We start from the raw sequence: 21,287 nt of genomic DNA on the forward strand, positions 1-21,287 counted from the left end.
GCATGGACCTGGCCGACCTGCAGACCGCCAGCGACTACAGCAAGCTGCTGGGCATCGAGGCGCTCAGCCTGGGCGATGGCGTCGCCGAGGCGCGCCTGCCCATGGCCGACCAGGTTCGCAACCGCGCCCTGAATATGCACGGCGGGGCGATCTTCTCCCTACTGGACATCACCATGGGCCTGGCCTGCTCCAGCAGCCACGGCTTCGATCGGCGCAGCGCCACCCTCGAATGCAAGATCAACTACATCCGTCCGGTGACCGAGGGTGAGGTGATCTGCAAGGCGCGCGTCGTGCATGCCGGCAGCCGCACCCTGGTGGTGGAAGCCGATGTGCTGCAAGGCGACAAACTGGTCGCCAAGGGACAAGGCACCTTCGCTCAGCTGTAACAGCGGGGCGGCGACAAAGCTCTATTCTGGACGAAGCGACAACGCGAGCCGCCGGCTGGAAAAGTATTTCCACCGGCGGCGAAGTCCGCCTCTTGTAGACAGCTTGGTCCACCCCCATATTGGGGCGACCGACGCGTGAAGGATTCCAAATTGAGCGATCTTCTTTCCCGCCGCCTGGCCTTGCTCGGCGAGCGCGCCAACCTGCCCCTGCTCACTCGCTGCCTGCACGGCATCGAGCGTGAATGCCTGCGGGTCGATGGCAATGGCCAACTGGCGCTGACGCCCCACTCCCCCGCCCTGGGTTCGGCACTGACCCATGCGCAGATCACCACCGACTATTCCGAATCGCTGCTGGAGTTCATCACCCCGGCCGAACCGGACCCGGCGCAGACCCTGGCGGACCTGGACAAGGTGCATCGCTTCACCGTGGCCAAGCTCGGTGACGAGCTGCTCTGGAGCCCGTCCATGCCCTGCCGCCTGCCGGCGGAAGAAGACATCCCGATCGCCCGCTACGGCACCTCGCCCATCGGCCGCCTGAAGTACGTCTATCGTCGCGGCCTGGCGGTGCGCTATGGCCGGACCATGCAGTGCATCGCCGGCATCCACTACAACTATTCCCTGCCCGAGGAACTCTGGCCGCTGCTCAAGCAGGCCGAAGGCGATCCGCAGAGCGACCGCGACTACCAGTCGGCGCGCTACATCGCGATGATCCGCAACTTCCGCCGCTACAGCTGGCTGCTGATGTACCTGTTCGGCGCCGCCCCGGCCCTGGACAAGAGCTTCCTGCGCGGCCGCCCGCACGACCTCGACAGCCTGGACGCCGACACCCTCTACCTGCCCTGGGCCACCAGCCTGCGGATGAGCGACCTGGGCTACCAGAACAACGCCCAGTCCGGCCTCACGCCTTGCTACAACAGCCTCGACAGTTACCTGGAGAGCCTGCGCCAGGCGGTGTCCACGCCCTACCCGCCCTACGCCGAGATCGGCACCAAGCAGAACGGCGAGTGGGTACAGCTGAACACCAACGTGATCCAGATCGAGAACGAGTACTACTCGTCGATCCGTCCCAAGCGCATCACCTACACCGGCGAGCGCCCGATCCAGGCGCTGATGGCCCGTGGCGTGCAGTACGTGGAAGTCCGTTGCCTGGACATCAACCCCTTCCTGCCGCTGGGTATCGACCTGGTGGAGTCGCGCTTCCTCGATGCCTTCCTGCTGTTCTGCGCCCTGCAGGACAGCCCGCCGATGGCCGGCGACGAATGCCGCAGCGCCACCGACAACTTCCAGCGCGTGGTCAAGGAAGGCCGCCGGCCTGGCCTGCTGCTGCAGCGCCGCGGCCAGGATGTCGAGCTCAGCGCCTGGGCCAACGACCTGCTCGAACGCATCAATCGCACCGCCGAGCTGCTGGATACCGCCCAGGGTAGCCAGGAGCACGTCGAAGCCCTGGCCGCCCAGCGCGCCAAGGTCGCCAACCCCGACCTGACGCCCTCGGCGCGGGTACTGGCGGAACTGCGCGAACGCGGCGAAAGCTTCAGCCAGTTCGCCCTGCGCAAGAGCCGCGAGCATGCCGAGTACTTCCGCAGCGAGCCCCTGTCCGCCGAGGACCTGGCCCGCTTCGAAGGCCTGGCGCGCCAGTCCCTCGAAGAGCAGGCGCGCCTGGAAGCCGAACCGGAAGTGGACTTCGATACCTTCGTCGCCGCCTACCAGGCGAGCATCCTGGGGTTGATCAGCAACTGATCGGCCAATCGCCCCTGACGATTCCGTAGGGGCGATTTCAATCGCCAAGCAGGCCGCAGGCCTGCCCATCGATATTGCCGGGGGCAGCTGCGCTGCCCTTGGCGAATAAATTCGCCCCTACAGCAAGCTCACCCCAACAGCGCGATCAGAGCACCTTCTCGAACACCTGCGAATTGCGCTGGTAGTTGTACAGCGACGCCCGCGCCGCCGGCAGGCGTTCGACGCCGCTGGGCTGGAAGCCGCGCTCGCGGAACCAGTGGGCGGTGCGCGTGGTGAGCACGTAGATGGTCTTCAGGCCCATGGCGCGGGCCCGCTCCTCGATGCGCTCCAGCAGCTCGTCGCCGCGACCGCCATGGCGGTACTCCGGGTTCACCGCGAGGCACGCCAGCTCGCCGGATTCCGAATCGGCGATCGGGTAGAGCGCCGCGCAGGCGATGATCAGGCCGTCGCGCTCGACGATGGTGAACTGCTCGATCTCCCGCTCCAGCACCTCCCGCGAACGGCGCACCAGGATGCCCTGGTCCTCCAGCGGCGTGATCAGGTCGATCAGGCCGCCAACGTCCTCGATGGTGGCCTCGCGCAGGGACTCGAACTGCTCCTGGTCCACCAGGGTGCCGCCACCGTCACGGGTGAACAGCTCGGTGAGCAAGGAACCGTCGTCGGCGTAGCTGACCATGTGGCTGCGCTTGACCCCGGCGCGGCAGGCCTGGGCGGCGGCGTCCAGCAGCTCGGCCTGGTAGTTGTTGCCCAGGCGCTGCAGATGCGGCGGCACCTGCTGCGGGCGCAGCTCGCGCACCAGCCGGCCGGACTCGTCGATCAGGCCACGCTCGCTGCCGAACAGGATCAGCTTGTCGGCGCCCAGGTCGATGGCGACGCGGGTGGCCACGTCCTCGCAGGCGAGGTTGAAGATTTCCCCGGTGGGCGAATAACCCAGCGGCGACAGCAGCACGATGGTGCGCTCGTCCAGCAGACGGCCGATGCCCTTGCGATCCACCCGGCGCACTTCGCCGGTGTGGTGGTAGTCGATGCCGTCGACCACGCCGATGGGGCGCGCGGTGACGAAATTGCCGGTGCTCACCCGCAGCCGCGAACCCTGCATGGGCGAGGCGGCGATATCCATGGACAGGCGCGCCTCGATGGCGATGCGCAGCTGGCCGACGGCATCGATCACGCATTCCAGGGTCGGGCCGTCGGTGATCCGCAGGTCGCGGTGGAAGTGCGGGGTCAGGCCGCGGGCGGCCAGACGCGCTTCGATCTGCGGGCGCGAGCCATGCACCAGCACCAGGCGCACGCCCATGCTGTGCAGCAGCACCAGGTCGTGGACGATATTGCCGAAGTTCGGGTGGGCGACGCCCTCGCCGGGCAGCATCACCACGAAGGTGCAGTCCCGGTGGGAATTGATGTAAGGGGTAGCGTGACGCAGCCAGTTGACGTAGTCGGGCATGGTTCCGTGAGCCTGTCTCTGAGCGAAATGACGAGTGCGACTCCCAGCGAGCCTGGGAGTGAAAGTGAGGCGGCGCGTTATCGTCGTCGCATGAGCATCAACGGAAGCCCTCTTGGTCAGGATGTGGCGGAAGGTTGCAGGCAGTAATGCTGGATGAGCTGGCGCAATAGCGCAACCGTAGGCTCGATCCGTGACAGTTCCAGGTGTTCGTCCGGCTGGTGGGCACAGGCGATATCGCCGGGGCCGAGCACCAGGGTCTCGCATCCGAGGCGCTGAAGATACGGCGCTTCGGTACCGAAGGCCACTGCCTGCGCGGTATGTCCGGTGAGACGTTCGGCCAGGCGTACCAGATCACTTTCCGGCGATTGCTCGAAGGGCGGCACGGCCGGGAACAACGGCTTGTAGTCGATCTTCACCTGGTAGTGCTCGGCCACCGGACGCAGGCGCTGGCGGATCACCGCGCGCAGGGTCTCGGGATTCATCCCCGGCAGCGGGCGCAGGTCGAACTCCAGGCTGCACTGGCCACAGATGCGGTTGGGGTTGTCGCCGCCATGGATGCAGCCGAGGTTGAGGGTTGGCTGCGGCACGCCGAACTGCGGGTTGCGGAACTCCTGCTGCCACTCGCCGCGCAACTCGATGAGGTCGCTCATCACCGCGTGCATGGCCTCCAGGGCGCTGCGGCCGAGGCTGGGGTCGGAGGAGTGGCCGCTCTGCCCGAGAATGTCGATGCGTTCCATCATCACCCCCTTGTGCAGGCGGATCGGCTTCAGGCCCGTCGGCTCGCCGATCACCGCCGCGCGGCCAAGGGGTCGGCCCGCCTCGGCCAGGGCGCGGGCGCCGGCCATGGAGCTTTCCTCGTCGCAGGTCGCGAGGATGATCAGCGGCTGCTGGAACGGCTGGTCCAGCAGGCCGCGCGCTGCCTCGATGGCCAGCGGGAAGAAGCCTTTCATGTCGCAGCTGCCCAGGCCGTACCAGCGGTCGCCCACCTCGCCGAGCTTCAGCGGGTCGGTTTTCCACAGGGCGGCGTCGAAGGGCACCGTGTCGCTGTGGCCGGCCAGCACCAGGCCGCCGGGGCCGCTGCCGTAGGTGGCCAACAGGTTGGCCTTGCCCGGCGAGACGGTCTGGATCTCGCAACGGAATCCGAGGTCGCCGAGCCAGCCGGCCAGGAGATCGATGACCGCCAGGTTCGACTGATCCCAGCTGGGTTGGGTGCAGCTCACCGACGGCGTGGCGATCAGCGCGGAAAACTGCGATTTCAGGTCTGGAACGGGCATCGGGGACCTCCACGGACGAGGGACCATCATAGGCGCAAGGCCGCGCCGGGCGAAACCGCTGCGGCAAGGTGCCGACCGCTCCTGTAGACTTCAACGCCTTGGCAGCCGCCCCCTGGCTGCGTCCGAAAGACCCCGGCGATGAACAAAGAGACCGAAATCAAGCTTCGCGCCAGCCGCGAGACCCTGGAAGCCCTGCGCGACCACCCGCTGCTGAAGAAGCGCAACAAGTCCGGCTGGGAACGCCGCGAGCTCTTCAACCAGTACTTCGACACCCCCGCCCGCGACCTGGCCCAGGCCCGCGTGGCCCTGCGCCTGCGTCGCGACGGCGAGCAGTTCATCCAGACCTTGAAGACCCGTGGCCAGAGCGTGGCCGGCCTCTCCGAGCGCAATGAGTGGGACTGGTACCTGGACAAGGCCAAGCTGGACCCGAAGAAACTCACCGACGAGTGCTGGCCCGCCAGCCTCGCCGAGCTGGACAAGAAGCAGCTCAAGCCGATCTTCACCACCGACTTCCAGCGCGACCGTGCCGAAATCGCCTGGGGCCGTGGCAAGGCCAAGGTGGTGATCGAAGCCGCCCTGGACCTGGGCAAGGTGATCGCCGGCAAGCAGGAAGAAGAAATCTGCGAGCTGGAGCTGGAACTGCGCCAGGGCGAGCCCGAGGCCCTGCTGGAACTGGCCGCCGAGCTGGCCGCCGACCTGCCGCTGATGCCCTGCGACATCAGCAAGGCCGAGCGCGGCTACCGCCTGCATGACGCCAACAGCTACCACCTTGGCCTGGCGGTCCCGGAGCTCGATGCCGAGCTGCCGCTGGACGACGCCTTCACCGCCATCGCCTGGCACCTGCTGGGCGCCAGCCAGCGCCTGGCCGAGCAATACCGCTTCAACGGCCACTGGAAACTGCTGGTGGACTGGCTGCAGCAACTGGTCGACCTGCGCGCCTTGATCGGCAGCCTCGGCCAGGCCGCGCCGCGCGCCAGCAGCCACGACCTGCGCGAAGCCCTGGACGCCCTGCTGCAGGATTGGCGCCCGCGCGTACAGGCCGGCGAACAGGACGAAAGCGTGCGCCATGCCGCGCCGCAGCAGTTCGCCGACGAACTCGCCGGCACCCGCTGGGGCCTGTTCTCCCTCAATGCCTCGCGCTGGCTGCTGGGCCGCGCCTGGACCATCGAGCGCAACGACCGTGGCAATCGCCAGGGCAAGGCGCCGCTGGGCAAATGGCTGCCGCGCCTGCTGGCCGAGGAAGGCGAAGCCCTCAAGCTGGACCGCTACAAGCGCCAGCCCGAGGACCTCGCCGAGCAGCTGCCGCGCATCGAGCGCCTGCTGGTCTGGCTGCGCCTGGCGCGCCAGGTGCTGGACGTGCCGGAAGTCGACCGTGCCTATGGCGAACTGTCCAAGTTCGCCGAGCTGGCCGCTCAACCCCTGGACGGCGAAGTGCTGGCCGCCCGCAGCGAGCAGGCGCAGGCCCTGATCAGCCTGCGCAGCTGGAAGGCGCTGACCCGCTGAGGCACTGATGTCGAGGAGTCCCACCATGCTGCGGCAGAGCATTCGTTCCATGGTCACCACCTGGCTGACCGGGCTGCTGGCCCTGCTGCCGCTGGTGCTGACCCTGGCCCTGCTGGCCTGGATGTTCAGCCTGCTGAACACCCTGGTGGGGCCGTCCACGCTGACCGGCAAGCTCCTCGGCGCCCTGGGCCAGCCCTTCGCCTCCAACCCGGTGCTGGCCTACCTGGTCGGCAGCCTGGTGCTGCTGGCCAGCCTCTACCCCCTTGGCCTGGCCGTGCAGCTGGGCCTGCGCCGTCCGCTGGCCTGGCTGGTGGACATGACCCTGCGCCGCGCGCCGCTGATCGGCAGCCTCTACAACCTGGCCGACCGCTTCGTCGGCTTGCTGGACCGCAGCAAGAACGCCGATATCGCCGCCATGAGCCCGGTCTGGTGCATCTTCGGTGGCGACGGCGCCGCGGTGCTGGCGCTGCAGCCGAACCCCGAAACCTTCGAGCTGGACGGCCGCCAGTACAGCGCAATCCTGGTGCCGACCGCACCGATCCCGGTGGGTGGCGGGCTGATCTATGTCCCGGTGGAATGGCTGCGCCCGGCGGAAATGGGCGTGGAAGGCCTGACCAGCGTCTACCTCTCCATGGGCCTCACGCCGCCGCACCAGGCAGGCCGCCTGGCGAAGGAGCCGGTGGTGGTCGTGGACGACGACAAGGCGTCCTGAGGTTTCCTGTAGGGGCGAATTCATTCGCCAAGCGGACCGAAGGTCCGCCAGGGGCGCACCCGCCGTCTCGTCTACGCCTCTCCCACCGGCAGGCTGGTGGTGGACTTGATCTCCGACAGCGCGACGATGGAGTTCACCTCCTGGATTCCCGGCACCAGCGAGAGCTTCTCGAAGAAGAAGCGCTCATAGGCCTCGATGTCGCGGGTAACGATGCGCAGCATGAAGTCCACCGCCCCCATCAGCACATGACACTCCAGCACCTCGGGAAACGCCTGCATGGCCTCGGCGAACTCGGTGAGGTTGGAGCGGCCGTGGGCGTTGAGCTTCACCTGGGCGAAAATCTGCGCGTTGAGGCCGACCTTGCGCCGGTCCAGCAAGGTGACCTGGCGGCGGATCACCCCCTCATCCTTCAGGCGCTGGATGCGTCGCCAGCAGGGCGACTGGGACAAGCCGACCCGTTCGGCGATCTCGGCGGTGGACAGGCTGGAGTCTTCCTGCAGCAATTGCAGAATGCGTTTGTCGTAGTTATCCAGGGCGACGGACATAAAATTTCCCGCTTTTGTCATTAACAGGGAAAGTTTATCCAAAGAATTATCCAAAGCCCTCGAATCAGGCAGAAAAATCCTACCGCAGGCTGGAAAACTATCGGCGTCGAAACCGAGGAATCCACCATGCTCAGCCTGCCGACCGCCCCCGCCAGCCGCGCCGACCACTGGCACCCGCGCACCGCCCAGCTCCAGGCCTGCGACATGCAGTTCGCCATCGTCGCCGAAGCGGAGGCGGACATCCTCGGCCGCCTGCTGGCGTTCTTCGCCCAGCTGCAACTGGTTCCGCACTGGCTGGAGGTCAACCGGCTCGGCGACGACCTGCTGGTGCAGTTGCGCCAGCCAGGCTTGACGCCACATCGCGCCGAGGTCATCGCGCAGAAGATGCGCTCGCTGGTCTCTGTGTCCTCGGTGGAACTGGCCCATTCTCCGGTTCCTTGATCCAGCGCTTAGCCGAATGCTGGCATTTCGGGCATGCTTGTGTCCTTGCAGGGAGAGGCGTTGACTACTCTTCCAGACTGAGCAGCGTGACTGAGGAGCTTGCATGTCCGCCTTTGCCTCACCCGCCCAGGACCGCTGGCTGGACCTCAGCGACCTGATGCGCGAAATGGTGACCCAGGGTCGTCTGAGCCAGGACCAGGCCGAGCATTGCCTGGCCATCCGCCGCAGCGCGGTGAACAACCAGCAGCACCCCCTGGAATTTCTCGCCAGCCAGCAGGTGGACGACCTCAAGCGCCCCGGCAAGAAGCTCGACCTGGAGACCCTCAGCCTTTGGCTGGCCGAGCATGCCGGCCAACCCTACCTGCGCATCGACCCGCTGAAGATCGACGTCGCCGCCGTCACCCCGCTGATGTCCTACGCCTTCGCCCAGCGTCACAAGATCCTCGCCGTGGCCGTCGACAGCGAAGCGGTGACCATCGCCAGCGCGCAGCCCTTCGTGCAGAGCTGGGAAAGCAACCTGACCCACGTGCTCAAGCGCCCGATCAAGCGGGTGGTGGCCAACCCGGTGGATATCCAGAAGTTCACCCTGGAGTTCTACCGCCTGGCCAAGTCGGTCAGCGGCGCCAGCGCGGTGGACCAGAAGATCAGCGGCGTCGGCAACTTCGAGCAGTTGCTCAAGCTCGGCTCCAGCGAACAGGAGCCGGACGCCAACGACGCGCACATCGTCAACATCGTCGACTGGCTGTTCCAGTACGCCTACCAGCAGCGCGCCAGCGACATCCACATCGAGCCACGCCGCGAACAGGGCACGGTGCGCTTCCGCATCGACGGCGTGCTGCACACCGTCTACCAGTTCCCGCCCCAGGTCACCATGGCGATCGTCAGCCGCCTGAAGAGCCTCGGGCGGATGAACGTGGCGGAGAAGCGCAAGCCGCAGGATGGCCGGGTCAAGACCAAGACCCCGGACGGCGGCGAAGTGGAGCTGCGCCTCTCGACCCTGCCCACCGCCTTCGGCGAGAAGATGGTGATGCGGATCTTCGACCCCGAGGTGCTGCTGAAAAGCTTCGACCAGCTGGGCTTCTCCCCGGACGACCTGCGCCGCTGGCAGAGCATGACCAACCAGCCCAACGGCATCATCCTGGTCACCGGCCCCACCGGCTCGGGCAAGACCACCACCCTCTACACCACCCTCAAGCAACTGGCCACCAGCGAGGTGAACGTCTGCACCATCGAAGACCCCATCGAGATGATCGAGGGCGCCTTCAACCAGATGCAGGTGCAGCACAACATCGAGCTGACCTTCGCCAGCGGCGTGCGCGCGCTGATGCGCCAGGACCCGGACATCATCATGATCGGCGAGATCCGCGACCTGGAAACCGCCGAAATGGCCATCCAGGCCGCCCTCACCGGCCACCTGGTGCTCTCCACCCTGCACACCAACGACGCCCCCAGCGCCATCACCCGCCTGCTGGAACTGGGTGTGCCCTACTACCTGCTGCGCGCCACCCTGCTCGGGGTCATGGCCCAGCGCCTGGTACGTACCCTTTGCCCTCACTGCAAGGCGCCGATGGAGCTTTCCGAGGACGACTGGACCGGCCTGACCAAGCCCTGGAATGCGCCCTTGCCCACCGGCGCCCACCGCGCCTCCGGCTGCCTGGAATGCCGCGACACCGGCTACCGTGGCCGTGCCGGGGTCTACGAGATCATGCTGCTCTCCGATGGCATCAAGTCGCAGATCACCGCCGACACCGACCTCATCGCCCTGCGCCGCGCCGCGTTCAAGGAAGGCATGCGCAGCCTGCGGCTGTCCGGTGCACAAAAGGTCGCCTCAGGGCTGACGACCATCGAAGAAGTGCTCCGGGTCACGCCACAAAGCGAGCAGAAATGAAATGCTAGGTGGCTAGGCCCAGCAGCCCTGCTCTGACATACAGCCAGTAAACGGAGTTGTTCCCATGGAAATCGGCAGTGTCGTCATTCTTTTCGTCGCCTTGGCGATCGCCCTGGTCTTCATGGGCTTCAAGGTGGTGCCCCAGGGCTTCGAGTGGACGGTGGAGCGCTTCGGCCGCTACACCAACACCCTCAAGCCCGGGCTGAACATCATCGTGCCGGTGATGGACCGCATCGGCCGCAAGCTCAGCGTCATGGAAAGCGTGCTGGATATCCCGCCCCAGGAAGCCATCAGCGCCGACAACGCCATCGTCACCATCGACGCCGTGTGCTTCTTCCAGGTGGTCAACGCCGCCCAGGCCGCCTACGAGGTCAACAACCTCGAGCACGCCATCCGCAACCTGGTGATGACCAACATCCGCACCGTGCTCGGCTCCATGGAGCTGGACGCCATGCTCAGCCAGCGCGACTCCATCAACGAACGCCTGCTGCACACCGTCGACGAAGCCACCGCGCCCTGGGGAATCAAGGTCACCCGGATCGAGATCAAGGACATCAGCCCGCCGGCCGACCTGGTGGAAGCCATGGCCAGCCAGATGAAGGCCGAGCGCCTCAAGCGCGCACAGATCCTCGAAGCCGAAGGCCGTCGCCAGGCGGAGATCCTCACCGCCGAGGGCGAAAAGCAGGCGCAGATCCTCAAGGCCGAGGGCCAGCGCCAGGCCGCCTTCCTCGAAGCCGAGGCCCGCGAACGCGCAGCCAAGGCCGAAGCCGAGGCGACCCGCGTGGTGTCCGACGCCATCGCCCAGGGCAGCGTGCAGGCGGTGAACTACTTCGTCGCGCAGAAATACGTCGAGGCACTGGGCAATCTCGCCAGCGCCAACAACAGCAAGGTGGTGCTGATGCCCCTGGAAGCCAGCCAGGTGATCGGCGCCGTGGGTGGCATCGGCGAAATCGTGCGTGCCACCTTCGACAGCAAGAAGGGTTGAGACGATGTGGAGCTACCTCCAGCACCTGACCTACTGGGACTGGCTGGCCCTCGGCACCCTGTTGTTGATCCTCGAAGTCTTCGGCGCCGGCGGCTACCTGCTGTGGATAGGCGTGGCGGCCGCCAGCGTCGGCGTGCTCACCTTCGTGCTGCCGAACATGCACTGGGCCATCCAGTTCCTGCTCTTCGGCATGCTCTCGGTAGCCACCGCGGTGTTCTGGTGGCAGCGCCAGCGCAGCGCGGCCAAGCCCTCCCGGCAGCCGGGCCTGAACCAGCGCGGGCAGGAGTTCATCGGGCGCCAGTTCCCCCTGCATGAAGCCATCAGCGACGGCCGCGGCAAGATCCGCGCGGGCGACACGGTGTGGCTGGTGTCCGGTCCCGACCTGCCGGTGGGCAGCCAGGTCCGGGTGGTGGGCCAGGACGGCGTCCTGCTCAAGGTCGAGGCGGTATAGGCCGGCGGGCAGAGCGGCGCGCGCAAGCTAGGCTTGCAAGGCCGACCCTGGCGATTGTTAGCGGAGCCCCCGACATGCCACTGCCCCAATCCTTGCGCCTGCTGCTGCCGGCGCTACTGCTGCCGCTGCTCGCGGCCTGCGCCAATATCGACGCCCAGACCACCGAATACGTCGGCGTGCCCCACGCCGCCCCCACCGACCCGGCCAGTGTGGAAGTCCTGCGCAGCGAACCCCTGCGCCCCCACGATCGGCTGGGCGAGGTGATCATCGACGCCAGCACCGACCCGGCGCCACCGGTGGACCAAATCGAACAACGGCTGCGCGAAGAGGCGGCGAAGATCGGCGGCGAGGCCGTGGTGGTGGTCTTCGACCGTATCCAGCCCATGGGCGCCTACGTCAGCGGGCCGCTCTGGGCGCGGGACGTGGAGCGCATCGAAGGCCGCAAGCTCAAGGGCATCATCATCCGCTATCGCTGATTCGAGAGCGCCGGGCAGCCTTGACGGCCTCCGGGGCTTCGCGGAACCTGCACGCCACCGTGAAGCACGCTTGCCAGCACAGCGGACGTCTGCATGCCGAAGCACCACAACTCCGTCACCGGGAACATCCGGCGGCCCGTCTATCCCGTCCTCGCGGGGCTGCTGCTATTGATCGGCCTGGCCGCCTGGCTACTGCTCGAAGGTGGCCGTGGCGGGCTCCCGGGCAAGGCCCCCCGTGCGACCGCCGATGCACAGCCCGCGAGCATGGTGGACGAAGGCCAGTGCGCCGGCTGCCATGCCGACCAGGCCAAGGAATGGCAGGCCAGCCATCACCGCCTGGCGATGCAGGAAGCCAGCGAAACCAGCGTGCTGGGCGACTTCAACGACATCATCTTCGAGGGCACGCGGGACACCACCCGGTTCTTCCGCAAGGACGGCGGCTTCTGGGTCAACACCGCCGGTGCCGATGGCAAGCCGGCGGACTTCCGCGTTGCCTACACCTTTGGCGTAGCGCCCCTGCAGCAGTACCTGCTGGAGCTGCCCCGTGGCCGCCTGCAAGCACTGGACGTGGCCTGGGACGTGGGCAAGCGCGCCTGGTTCCAGCCCGAGCCGGGCCAGGGCGTCGACACGCGCGGCCCGCGACACTGGAGCCAGCCCCAGGAGAATGCCAACACCCTTTGCGTGGAGTGCCACAGCACCGGCTTCACGCGCAATTACGACCCGGCCAGCGACAGCTTCGCCAGCCACTGGAACAGCCTCGGGGTTGGCTGCCAGGCCTGCCATGGCCCGGCGTCGCGCCACCTGGACTGGGCGGCGAAGACCCTCGACGCCAGCGACGCCGGCTTCGAACTCAGCCTGACCCGGGCCGACCGCATCAGGGAAGTGGAAACCTGCGCCCGCTGCCACTCCCGCCGCGTGCCTCTGGACGATGGCTTCCACCACGGCCGACGGCTGATGGACGACTACCTGCCCAGTACCCTGACCCGCGAACACTATGAACTGGACGGTAAGATCAAGGACGAGGTCTATGAATACGGAGCCTTCGCCCAGAGCCGGATGTTCGCCAAGGGCCTGCGCTGCAGCACCTGCCACAACCCCCACAGCACGGCCCTGCGGGTAACCGGCAACGCTCTCTGCACGCAGTGCCACAACCCCAGCGGCAAGACCAGCATCAAGGGCATCGACGGCAAAGGCCTGCGCGCGAAGAACTACGACAGTCCGGAACACCACCACCATGCCCAGGGCCAGGCCGGTTCCCACTGCGTGGACTGCCACATGCCGGGCAAGTCGTTCATGGGCATCGACTACCGCCATGACCACGGCTTTACCCTGCCCAACCCCGCCCGCGCGCTGCGCCTGGGCACCTCGGACGCTTGCCTGAACTGCCACCGCGAGCGTCCGGGCGATGAGGTGGCCGCGCAGTTCCGCCTCTGGTTCGGCGACGACAAGAGCGACACCCCGCGCTACGACGAAAGCCTCTGGCTGATCCGTGGCGGCCGGCCGGGCGCCTCGCGGGCCCTCTACCAGCAGCTCGAATCGCGGGACCTGCCGGCGATCCGCCGGGCCACCCTGCTGACCGAACTCCCCACCTACCCCAGCGAGCGCGCCCTCAAGGCCGCAGCAAAGGACCTCACCCACCCCGCGCCCCGGGTGCGTGAGGCGGCGGTCAAGGCCGTGGGTGCGCTGGTGCCGCCGGAACAGCGGCGCAACCTGCTGATGCCACTGCTGGACGATCCGGTACGCGCCGTGCGCATCGCCGCCGCCGTCGAGCTGCTGGGTATCCGCACCACCGGCCTCGGCAACTACGAGAAGAGCTGGAGCAAGGCCATCGGCGAGTACGAAGCGGCGCAGCTCAGCCTTCAGGAGCGTGCCGAAGCCAACCTCAACCTGGCCCTGCTGTACCAGCTCAACGGCCGCGCCGACGCGGTGGAGCAACGCCTGCGCACGGCGCTGCAACGCGACCCGGACTACCTGCCGGCACTGGTCGCCCTGGTGCAATGGCTGGACGGCAACTTCCGCTGGGAAGAAGGGCGCGCCCTGCTCGAACAGGCGTTGCAGGCCCATCCACAGTCGGCCCTGCTGCTGCACGCCAATGGCGTGATGCTGCTGCGCAAGGGCGACCTGCCCGCCGCGCTCAAGGCCTTCGCCGAGGCGGTGCGGCTGGACCCGACCAACGACCTCTACGACCAGGCCTACGCCGTGGCCCTGCATGACAGCGGCCAACTGGAGGCGGCCAGCCAGCGCCTGGAAACACTGCTGGAACGCGACCCCGCCAACCGCCAGGCACGCCTGACGCTGATCAACTACTGGCGTGAGGCCGGGCAGATCCAGCGGGTCCAGGCGCTGCTTGCGGAGCTGGAGCAACAGAACCCCGACGATCCCGCGCTGCGCCGCGAATGAGGCGCAATGGCGAGAGGCCATGACCGGCTGGCGACAAGGTGGAACTCGTGTCGAAGGGCCTCGATCTGATACTTCAGAGCCCAGTCACCGCCGCGCTGTCCCGACTTCGCGACAGAGGGTGAACAGGCTCCCAGGCCCACAGCCAATGGAGTACCGACTATGCGCACTCGTCTCTATGCAGCCGCTCTTGTCATGCTTGCCCTGCCCCTGGGTTCCGCCATGGCCGACAGCGATTTCTGGCGCGACGTGATTTCGTCCGGCGCCACCACCGCTTCTACCTACCTGACCTTCAAGGATGACAAGCTGATCGTCGCGGCCCGCGATGACGCCAGCAGCTTCGTCGCCAGCGGTGGCGAGATCCGTGGACCCTACCTGGAAGCCGCGCTGCAGCACATCCGCAGCGAGCATCCGGACCTCAAGGCCAGTGACACCGAACTGGCCAGCGCCATCCTCGCCGCCGAGCACTGATGCCGCTCCGGTAAATCCCGCCCATTAAAAAGCCCCGCCGTTGCGGCGGGGCCAGGAGCAGCTACCCCCCTTTGCAGGTAGCTCGCTGCGCCATCTTCCCCTGGGTAAATGGCGCAGCGAGAGACACCTTGCAGCCCGCGTTTCGGCCGGTCAACACGCCAACCGACGCTTCTGAAAGGGCCCTCAGGGGAGGCGGATAATCCTTACGTCACTCCCTGTAGTCGTCTACTGGGACACAGGCACAGAACAGGTTCCGGTCGCCGTAGACGTTGTCCACGCGGTTCACCGTCGGCCAGTACTTGTGGGCGCGGGTATGGTCGCTGGGCGCGACGGCTTCCTCGATGCTGTAGGGCCGTTCCCAATGCCCGATCACATCGGCCAGGGTGTGCGGCGCACGCTTGAGCGGATTGTCCTCGGCCGGCCAGTCGCCGGCCTGCACCTTGGCGATCTCCGCACGAATGCTCAGCATCGCTTCGATGAAGCGGTCCAGCTCATGCTTGGATTCGCTCTCGGTGGGCTCGACCATCAGGGTCCCGGGCACCGGGAAGCTCATGGTCGGGGCGTGGAAGCCGTAGTCCATCAGGCGCTTGGCGACGTCTTCCTCGGTGATGCCGGTCTGGGCCTTGAGCGGCCGCAGGTCGAGGATGCACTCGTGGGCCACACGGCCGTTGCGCCCGCTGTAGAGCACCGGATAGGCATCGCCCAGGCGTTGGGCCAGGTAGTTCGCGCTGAGGATGGCCACCTCGGTGGCGTCGGCCAGCTCCGGGCCCATCATCGCGATGTACATCCAGCTGATCGGCAGGATGCTCGCGCTGCCCCAGGGCGCCGCGCTGACCGCGCCGTTCTCCGGGTTCGGTCCCTTCAGCTCGATCACCGGGTGGTTGGCGACGAAAGGCGCCAGGTGCGCGCGCACGCCGATCGGCCCCATGCCCGGCCCGCCGCCGCCATGGGGGATGCAGAAGGTCTTGTGCAGGTTCATGTGGGACACGTCGGCGCCGATGTCCGCCGGCCGCGCCAGGCCCACCTGGGCGTTGAGGTTGGCGCCGTCCATGTAGACCTGGCCGCCCTGGCTGTGGATAACCTCGCAGATCTCGCGGATGCCCTCCTCGTACACGCCATGGGTCGAGGGATAGGTGGCCATCAGGCAGGACAGCTGGCCGCCGGCCTCCCCGGCCTTGAGCTTGAGGTCTTCGAGGTCGACGTTGCCGTCCTGGTCGCACTCCACGATCACCACGCGCATGTTCGCCATCTGCGCCGAGGCAGGGTTGGTGCCGTGGGCCGACGCCGGGATCAGGCAGATGTTGCGATGCCCCTCGCCACGGCTCTCGTGGTAGCGACGGATGGCCAGCAAGCCGGCGTACTCGCCCTGGGCGCCGGAGTTGGGCTGCATGCAGATGGCGTCGAACCCGGTAATCGCGCAGAGCCAGGCCTCGAGTTCGTCGATCATCAGCTTGTAGCCCAGGGCCTGCTCGCGGGGCGCGAAGGGGTGCAGGTTGGCGAACTCGGGCCAGGTGATGGGGATCATCTCGCTGGTGGCGTTGAGCTTCATGGTGCAGGAACCCAGCGGGATCATCGCCTGGTTCAGCGCCAGGTCCTTGTTCTCCAGCTGTTTGAGGTAGCGCAGCATCTCGGTTTCACTGTGGTGGGCATTGAACACCGGGTGGTCGAGGTAGCCGCTGGTGCGCGCCAGGTCGCCGGGGATGCCGCCGACGATCACGCCCTGGTCCAGCTCCTCCACCGAGAGGCCGTGGTCGGCGCCGAGGAAGATCGCGAACAGCTGTTCCACCGTCTGCGCCGTGCAGGTCTCGTCCAGGCTCACCCCTAGCTTGCCGCGCCCGAGGATGCGCAGGTTGACGCGCACGGCCTTGGCCGACTCGATGACCGCCGTCTGGCTGCCCCCCACGTCCAGGGTCAGGGTGTCGAAGAAGTTCTGGTTGTCGCGCTGCACACCCTTGCGCGCCAGCCCTTCGGCGAGGATCGCGGTGAGCCGGTGGACCCGTTCGGCGATGCGCCTGAGCCCCTCGGGGCCGTGGTAGACCGCGTAGCAGCTGGCGATATTGGCCAGCAGCACCTGGGCGGTGCAGATGTTGGAATTGGCCTTCTCGCGGCGAATGTGCTGCTCGCGGGTCTGCAGGGCCATGCGCAGGGCGACGTTGCCACGGGCGTCCTTGGACACGCCGATGATGCGTCCGGGCATGGCCCGCTTGAATTCGTCACGGGTCGCGAAGAAGGCCGCGTGGGGACCGCCGTAGCCCATGGGCACGCCAAAGCGCTGGGCCGAGCCGAACACCACGTCGGCGCCCAGTTCGCCCGGCGGGGTCAGCAGCAACAGGCTGAGCAGGTCGGCGCCCACGCAGGCCAGGGCCTGCTGGCCGTGCAAGTGTTCGATGAGTGGGCGCAGGTCGCGGATCTCGCCATGGGTGTCTGGGTACTGCAGCAGCGCGCCGAAGACCTGGTGCTGCGCCAGGTTATCCACAGGGGCCACCACGACATCGAAGCCGAAGGCCTGGGCGCGGGTCTGCACCACCGAGATGGTCTGCGGATGGCAATCCTCGTCCACGAAGAACAGGTTGCTCTTCGATTTGGCGACCCGCTTGGCCAGGGCCATGGCTTCGGCGGCCGCGGTGGCCTCGTCGAGCAGGGAGGCGCTGGCCAGGTCCAGCCCGGTGAGGTCGATGGTCAGTTGCTGGAAGTTCAGCAGGGCCTCCAGCCGGCCCTGGGCGATCTCCGGCTGGTAGGGGGTGTAGGCGGTGTACCAGCCGGGGTTTTCCAGCACGTTGCGCAGGATCACCGTGGGGGTGATCGTGCCGTAGTAGCCCATGCCGATCAGGTTGGTCCACAGCTGGTTCTGCTCGGCGTAGCCGCGCAGCTTGGCCAGGGCCTGCTGTTCGTCCAGTGCCTTGGGCAGATCCAGGGGCCGGTTGAGGCGGATCGCCGGCGGCACCGTCTGCACAATCAGCTCGTCGCAGCTGGCCAGGCCCAGGACCTCTAGCATGGCCCGTTGCTCCGCTTCGTCCGGCCCCAGGTGGCGGCGAAGGAAGGCGTCAGGCTGTTGGAGCTGGGACAGAGAGGGCATCTGGGACATGGGCAGAACCTCGTTTGGCCTCTTCAGAAAAACAAAAAGCCTCGACTAGCGAGGCTTTTTGAAGGATAGCGGGTGAATCAGCTATCGGCGTCGGCAGAGGCCTTGTAGGCGCCCGCGTCGAGCAGCTTGTCCAGCTCGGCGACGTCGCTGGGCTTGAGCTTGAAGAACCAGGAACCGTAGGGGTCGCTGTTGACGCTCTCGGGGGCGTCGCTGACGGCGTCGTTCACCGCGATCACTTCACCGCCGATCGGCGCGTAGATATCCGAGGCGGCCTTCACCGACTCCACCACACCGGCTTCCTGACCGGCGGCCAGGGTCTTGCCGACTTCCGGCAGCTCGACGAAGACCACGTCGCCCAGGGCTTCCTGGGCGTGGTCGGTGATGCCCACGGTGACACTGCCATCGGCTTCCAGACGGGCCCACTCGTGGCTGGGGGCGTAACGCAGTTCGGCGGGGATGTTGCTCATGTCGAATTCCTCAGAGTCTTTGGCGGATGGCCCGCCTGAAAATTTAGATCAAGGCTTTGCCATTGCGCACGAAGTTCGGTCGCACAACGCGAACCGGGAACCACTTGCCGCGGATTTCCACTTCGGCGCGATCGCCGGTGGCCATCGGCACGCGGGCCATGGCGATGGATTTGTTCAGGGTCGGGGAGAAGCTGCCGCTGGTGATCTCACCCTCGCCCACGCCTTCCACCCGTACCACCTGGTGGGCGCGCAGCACGCCGCGCTCCTCCAGCACCAGGCCGACCAGCTTGCTCTTGATGCCCGCGGCGCGTTCGGCCTCCAGGGCACCGCGGCCGATGAAGTCGCGGGACTCGGGCTCCCAGGCGATGGTCCAGGACATGTTGGAAACCAGCGGCGAGGCCTCTTCGGTCATGTCCTGGCCGTAGAGGTTCATGCCGGCTTCCAGGCGCAGGGTATCGCGCGCACCGAGGCCGATGGGGGAAATGCCGGCGCCGACCAGGTCGTTGAAGAAACCGGCGACCTGGTCGGCAGGCAGCATGATTTCCAGGCCATCTTCACCGGTGTAGCCGGTGCGGGCGATGAACCAGTCGCCTTCGGGCAGGCCCTGGAAGGGTTTGAGTTCGTGGATCAGCGCGGCGCGCTCGGTGCTCACCAGCTCCGCCACCTTGGCGCGCGCGCTGGGCCCCTGGATGGCGAGAATGGCGAGGTCGGCGCGCTCGCTCAGGCTGACCTCGAAGCCCTGGCTGCGGGCCTGCATCCAGGCCAGGTCCTTTTCGCGGGTGGCAGCGTTGACCACCAGGCGATAGCCGAAGCCGGTGAGGTAGACGATCAGGTCATCGATGATCCCGCCACGCTCGTTGAGCATGGGGCTGTAGAGCGCCTTGCCCGGTACCTGCAGGCGATCCACGTCGTTGGTCAGCAGGTGCTGGAGCCAGGCCTTGGCCTGGGCGCCGGCAACATCGACCACGGTCATGTGGGAGACGTCGAAGACGCCACAATCGCGGCGCACCTCGTGGTGCTCCTCGACCTGGGAACCGTAATGCAACGGCATGTCCCAGCCGCCGAAATCGACCATCTTGGCGCCCAGCGCAACGTGCTGGTCGTGTAATGGAGTGCGCTGTCCCATGGGTTTCTCCTTCCGGGCTTGGCGAGGGTGCGGCGGGCCCTGGCGCGGAAAATTCCGCTGCCACAACGGGCCGGGCTACAACGAGTGGCGCGCATTGTAGCCGCAAGGTCGAAGACTGGACACTCCGCCCGGCCGACCCCACGGGGCACTACGAATCAGGGTGTTTCCGCGGCAAACGGCGAGCCCTGAGCCTGGCGCGCCCCGCCAGGCCCCCGTGGGTGATTCGGTCAATGACCGATCCGTCGTGCCGAACGGCGTATCAGGCCGATCACCGGCAGCAACCCGACCAGCACCAGGGTCAGGGCGGGCAAGGCGGCACGGGCCCACTCGCCTTCGCTGGTCATCTCGAAGATGCGCACGGCCAGGGTGTCCCAGCCGAAGGGGCGCATCAGCAAGGTGGCGGGCATTTCCTTGAGTACGTCGACGAACACCAGCAGCGCGGCGCTCAGGGTGCCGGGCACCAGCAACGGCAGGTAGACCCGGAAGAACAGCGCCGGGCCACCGACACCCAGGCTGCGGGAGGCTTCCGGCAGCGACGGGCGGATGCGCGCCAGGCCGTTTTCCAGCGGGCCGTAGGCCACCGCCATGAAGCGCACCAGGTAAGCCAGCAGCAGGGCACCGAGGCTGCCCAGCAGCAGCGGCTTGCCGGCACCGCCCAGCCAGCCGGACAGCGGGATCACCAGTTGGCTGTCGAGGTAGCTGAAGGCGAGCATGATCGACACCGCCAGCACCGAGCCCGGCAAGGCGTAGCCGAGGTTGGCCAGACCCACCGCGGCGCGTACCGGCCGGGTTGGCGCCAGGCGCCGGGCGAAGGCCAGCAGCAGGGCCACGCTGACCGTGATGAGCGCCGCCATCCCGCCAAGGTAGAGCGTATGCAGGATCAGGCCGGCGTAGCGTTCGTCGAGGTCGAAGCGGCCCCGCTGCCAGAACCACACCACCAGCTGCAGCATGGGAATGACGAAGGCGCAGGCGAACACCAGGACGCACCAGGCGCTCGCCGCCAGTGCCTTGATGCCGCGCAACTGGTAGAGCGCCTTGCCCCGTGGCCGCTCGCTGGCCGGGCGACTGGCGCCACGGGCGCGGCGTTCGCCGTAGAGCACCAGACAGACGCCGAGCAGCAGCAGGCTGGCCAGCTGGGCGGCGCTGGAGAGGCTGAAGAAGCCGTACCAGGTCTTGTAGATGGCGGTGGTGAAGGTGTCGAAGTTGAACACCGCCACGGCGCCGAAATCGGCCAGGGTCTCCATGACCGCCAGGGCCAGGCCGGCGCCGATGGCCGGCCGCGCCATGGGCAGGGCGACCCGCCAGAACGCCTGCCAGGGCGATTGCCCGAGCACTCGCGCGGCTTCCATCAGGCCCTTGCCCTGGGCCAGGAAGGCGGCACGGGCGAGCAGGTAGACGTAGGGGTAGAAGACCAGCACCAGTACCAGGATCACTCCGCCGGTGGAACGCACGCGCGGCAGCCGCAGGCCGCTGCCGAACCACTCGCGGAGCAGGGTCTGCACCGGGCCTGCGAAGTCGAACAGGCCGATGAAGACGAACGCCAGCACATAGGCCGGCACGGCGAAGGGCAGCATCAGTGCCCAGTCCAGCCAGCGACGGCCGGGGAATTCGCAGAGGCTGGTGAGCCAGGCCAGGCTGACGCCGATCACAGTCACCCCCACCGACACGCCGCCGACCAGCACCAGGGTATTGCCCAGCAAGCGCGGCATCTGGGTTTCCCAGAGGTGGGACCAGATTTCCCGGTCCACTTCGCCCCAGGACAACAGCAGGACGCTGAGCGGTAGCAGAACCAGGATGGCGACGGCAAAGCTGATGGGATACCAGCGACGCTGGGCGGGATGGGCCACGAAAACCTCTCGGGGGGAAGAAACAGAACGCCCCGGGCTGGCCGGGGCGTCG

18 protein-coding genes are annotated in these 21,287 nt (G+C 67.2%); 11 read left to right on the top strand and 7 right to left on the bottom strand.

The features are described from left to right. The first annotated feature begins 2 nt into the window (after window positions 1-2). Together PCA10_RS29305 and gshA are read left to right on the top strand one after the other, a co-directional pair. Entirely contained in the window at window positions 3-386 is a 384-nt protein-coding gene (locus PCA10_RS29305; RefSeq protein ID WP_051148053.1) for a PaaI family thioesterase, read from the top strand. Between the two features lie 150 nt (window positions 387-536). After that, window positions 537-2,123, top strand: a complete 1,587-nt coding sequence (gene gshA / locus PCA10_RS27045; RefSeq protein WP_016495278.1) for a glutamate--cysteine ligase — start codon at window positions 537-539, stop codon at window positions 2,121-2,123. A gap of 145 nt (window positions 2,124-2,268) precedes the next feature. Here the strand turns inward: gshA and argA are convergent, their stop codons facing one another. Both argA and argE read right to left on the bottom strand, forming a co-directional pair. Continuing rightward, window positions 2,269-3,567, bottom strand: coding sequence for an amino-acid N-acetyltransferase (gene argA, locus PCA10_RS27050; RefSeq protein WP_016495279.1), 1,299 nt, complete (start codon window positions 3,565-3,567; stop codon window positions 2,269-2,271). A gap of 116 nt (window positions 3,568-3,683) precedes the next feature. Continuing rightward, window positions 3,684-4,841: an acetylornithine deacetylase gene (gene argE, locus PCA10_RS27055; protein ID WP_016495280.1), complete on the bottom strand. Its 1,158-nt coding sequence runs from the start codon at window positions 4,839-4,841 to the stop codon at window positions 3,684-3,686. A gap of 138 nt (window positions 4,842-4,979) precedes the next feature. Between argE and PCA10_RS27060 the strand changes: the two genes are divergently transcribed. Then, window positions 4,980-6,344, top strand: a complete 1,365-nt coding sequence (locus tag PCA10_RS27060) for a CYTH domain-containing protein (RefSeq protein ID WP_016495281.1) — start codon at window positions 4,980-4,982, stop codon at window positions 6,342-6,344. Window positions 6,345-6,369: 25 nt separating this feature from the next. Beyond that, on the top strand, window positions 6,370-7,056 hold the full coding sequence (locus PCA10_RS27065; RefSeq protein ID WP_016495282.1) for a DUF502 domain-containing protein: 687 nt from the start codon (window positions 6,370-6,372) through the stop codon (window positions 7,054-7,056). A gap of 71 nt (window positions 7,057-7,127) precedes the next feature. Here the strand turns inward: PCA10_RS27065 and PCA10_RS27070 are convergent, their stop codons facing one another. Next, window positions 7,128-7,601 (bottom strand): Lrp/AsnC family transcriptional regulator, encoded by a 474-nt coding sequence (locus tag PCA10_RS27070; RefSeq protein WP_016495283.1) that lies wholly within the window; start codon window positions 7,599-7,601, stop codon window positions 7,128-7,130. Between the two features lie 126 nt (window positions 7,602-7,727). On the opposite strand from PCA10_RS27070, the gene PCA10_RS27075 reads away from it, so the two are divergent. From PCA10_RS27075 to PCA10_RS27105, 7 genes are all read left to right on the top strand, one after another. Next, entirely contained in the window at window positions 7,728-8,042 is a 315-nt protein-coding gene (locus tag PCA10_RS27075) for a hypothetical protein (protein ID WP_016495284.1), read from the top strand. Window positions 8,043-8,145: 103 nt separating this feature from the next. Further along, complete coding sequence (gene tfpB / locus PCA10_RS27080) at window positions 8,146-9,930, top strand: type IV pilus assembly ATPase TfpB (RefSeq protein WP_016495285.1); 1,785 nt, start codon at window positions 8,146-8,148, stop codon at window positions 9,928-9,930. 64 nt (window positions 9,931-9,994) lie between these two features. Then, window positions 9,995-10,915: an SPFH domain-containing protein gene (locus PCA10_RS27085; RefSeq protein WP_016495286.1), complete on the top strand. Its 921-nt coding sequence runs from the start codon at window positions 9,995-9,997 to the stop codon at window positions 10,913-10,915. 4 nt (window positions 10,916-10,919) lie between these two features. Then, window positions 10,920-11,366 carry an NfeD family protein gene (locus PCA10_RS27090; protein WP_016495287.1) on the top strand — a complete coding sequence of 149 codons (447 nt, stop codon included), beginning with the start codon at window positions 10,920-10,922 and terminating at the stop codon, window positions 11,364-11,366. A gap of 74 nt (window positions 11,367-11,440) precedes the next feature. Next, complete coding sequence (locus tag PCA10_RS27095; protein ID WP_016495288.1) at window positions 11,441-11,842, top strand: hypothetical protein; 402 nt, start codon at window positions 11,441-11,443, stop codon at window positions 11,840-11,842. Between the two features lie 93 nt (window positions 11,843-11,935). Then, on the top strand, window positions 11,936-14,242 hold the full coding sequence (locus PCA10_RS27100; RefSeq protein ID WP_016495289.1) for a tetratricopeptide repeat protein: 2,307 nt from the start codon (window positions 11,936-11,938) through the stop codon (window positions 14,240-14,242). 159 nt (window positions 14,243-14,401) lie between these two features. Beyond that, the gene (locus tag PCA10_RS27105) at window positions 14,402-14,710 is read left to right on the top strand and encodes a DUF2388 domain-containing protein (RefSeq protein ID WP_016495290.1); all 309 of its coding nucleotides are present in this window, start codon (window positions 14,402-14,404) and stop codon (window positions 14,708-14,710) included. Window positions 14,711-14,918: 208 nt separating this feature from the next. Here the strand turns inward: PCA10_RS27105 and gcvP are convergent, their stop codons facing one another. The 4 genes from gcvP to PCA10_RS27125 form a co-directional block, all read right to left on the bottom strand. After that, window positions 14,919-17,795: an aminomethyl-transferring glycine dehydrogenase gene (gene gcvP / locus PCA10_RS27110; RefSeq protein ID WP_016495291.1), complete on the bottom strand. Its 2,877-nt coding sequence runs from the start codon at window positions 17,793-17,795 to the stop codon at window positions 14,919-14,921. A 77-nt stretch (window positions 17,796-17,872) separates the two neighbouring features. Continuing rightward, window positions 17,873-18,262, bottom strand: a complete 390-nt coding sequence (gene gcvH / locus PCA10_RS27115) for a glycine cleavage system protein GcvH (RefSeq protein WP_016495292.1) — start codon at window positions 18,260-18,262, stop codon at window positions 17,873-17,875. Window positions 18,263-18,305: 43 nt separating this feature from the next. Beyond that, complete coding sequence (gcvT, locus tag PCA10_RS27120; RefSeq protein WP_016495293.1) at window positions 18,306-19,388, bottom strand: glycine cleavage system aminomethyltransferase GcvT; 1,083 nt, start codon at window positions 19,386-19,388, stop codon at window positions 18,306-18,308. Between the two features lie 227 nt (window positions 19,389-19,615). After that, window positions 19,616-21,235 (bottom strand): ABC transporter permease, encoded by a 1,620-nt coding sequence (locus PCA10_RS27125; protein ID WP_016495294.1) that lies wholly within the window; start codon window positions 21,233-21,235, stop codon window positions 19,616-19,618. Between the last annotated feature and the right edge of the window lie 52 nt (window positions 21,236-21,287).

This window comes from Pseudomonas resinovorans NBRC 106553, assembly GCF_000412695.1.
GTDB lineage: Bacteria > Pseudomonadota > Gammaproteobacteria > Pseudomonadales > Pseudomonadaceae > Metapseudomonas > Metapseudomonas resinovorans_A.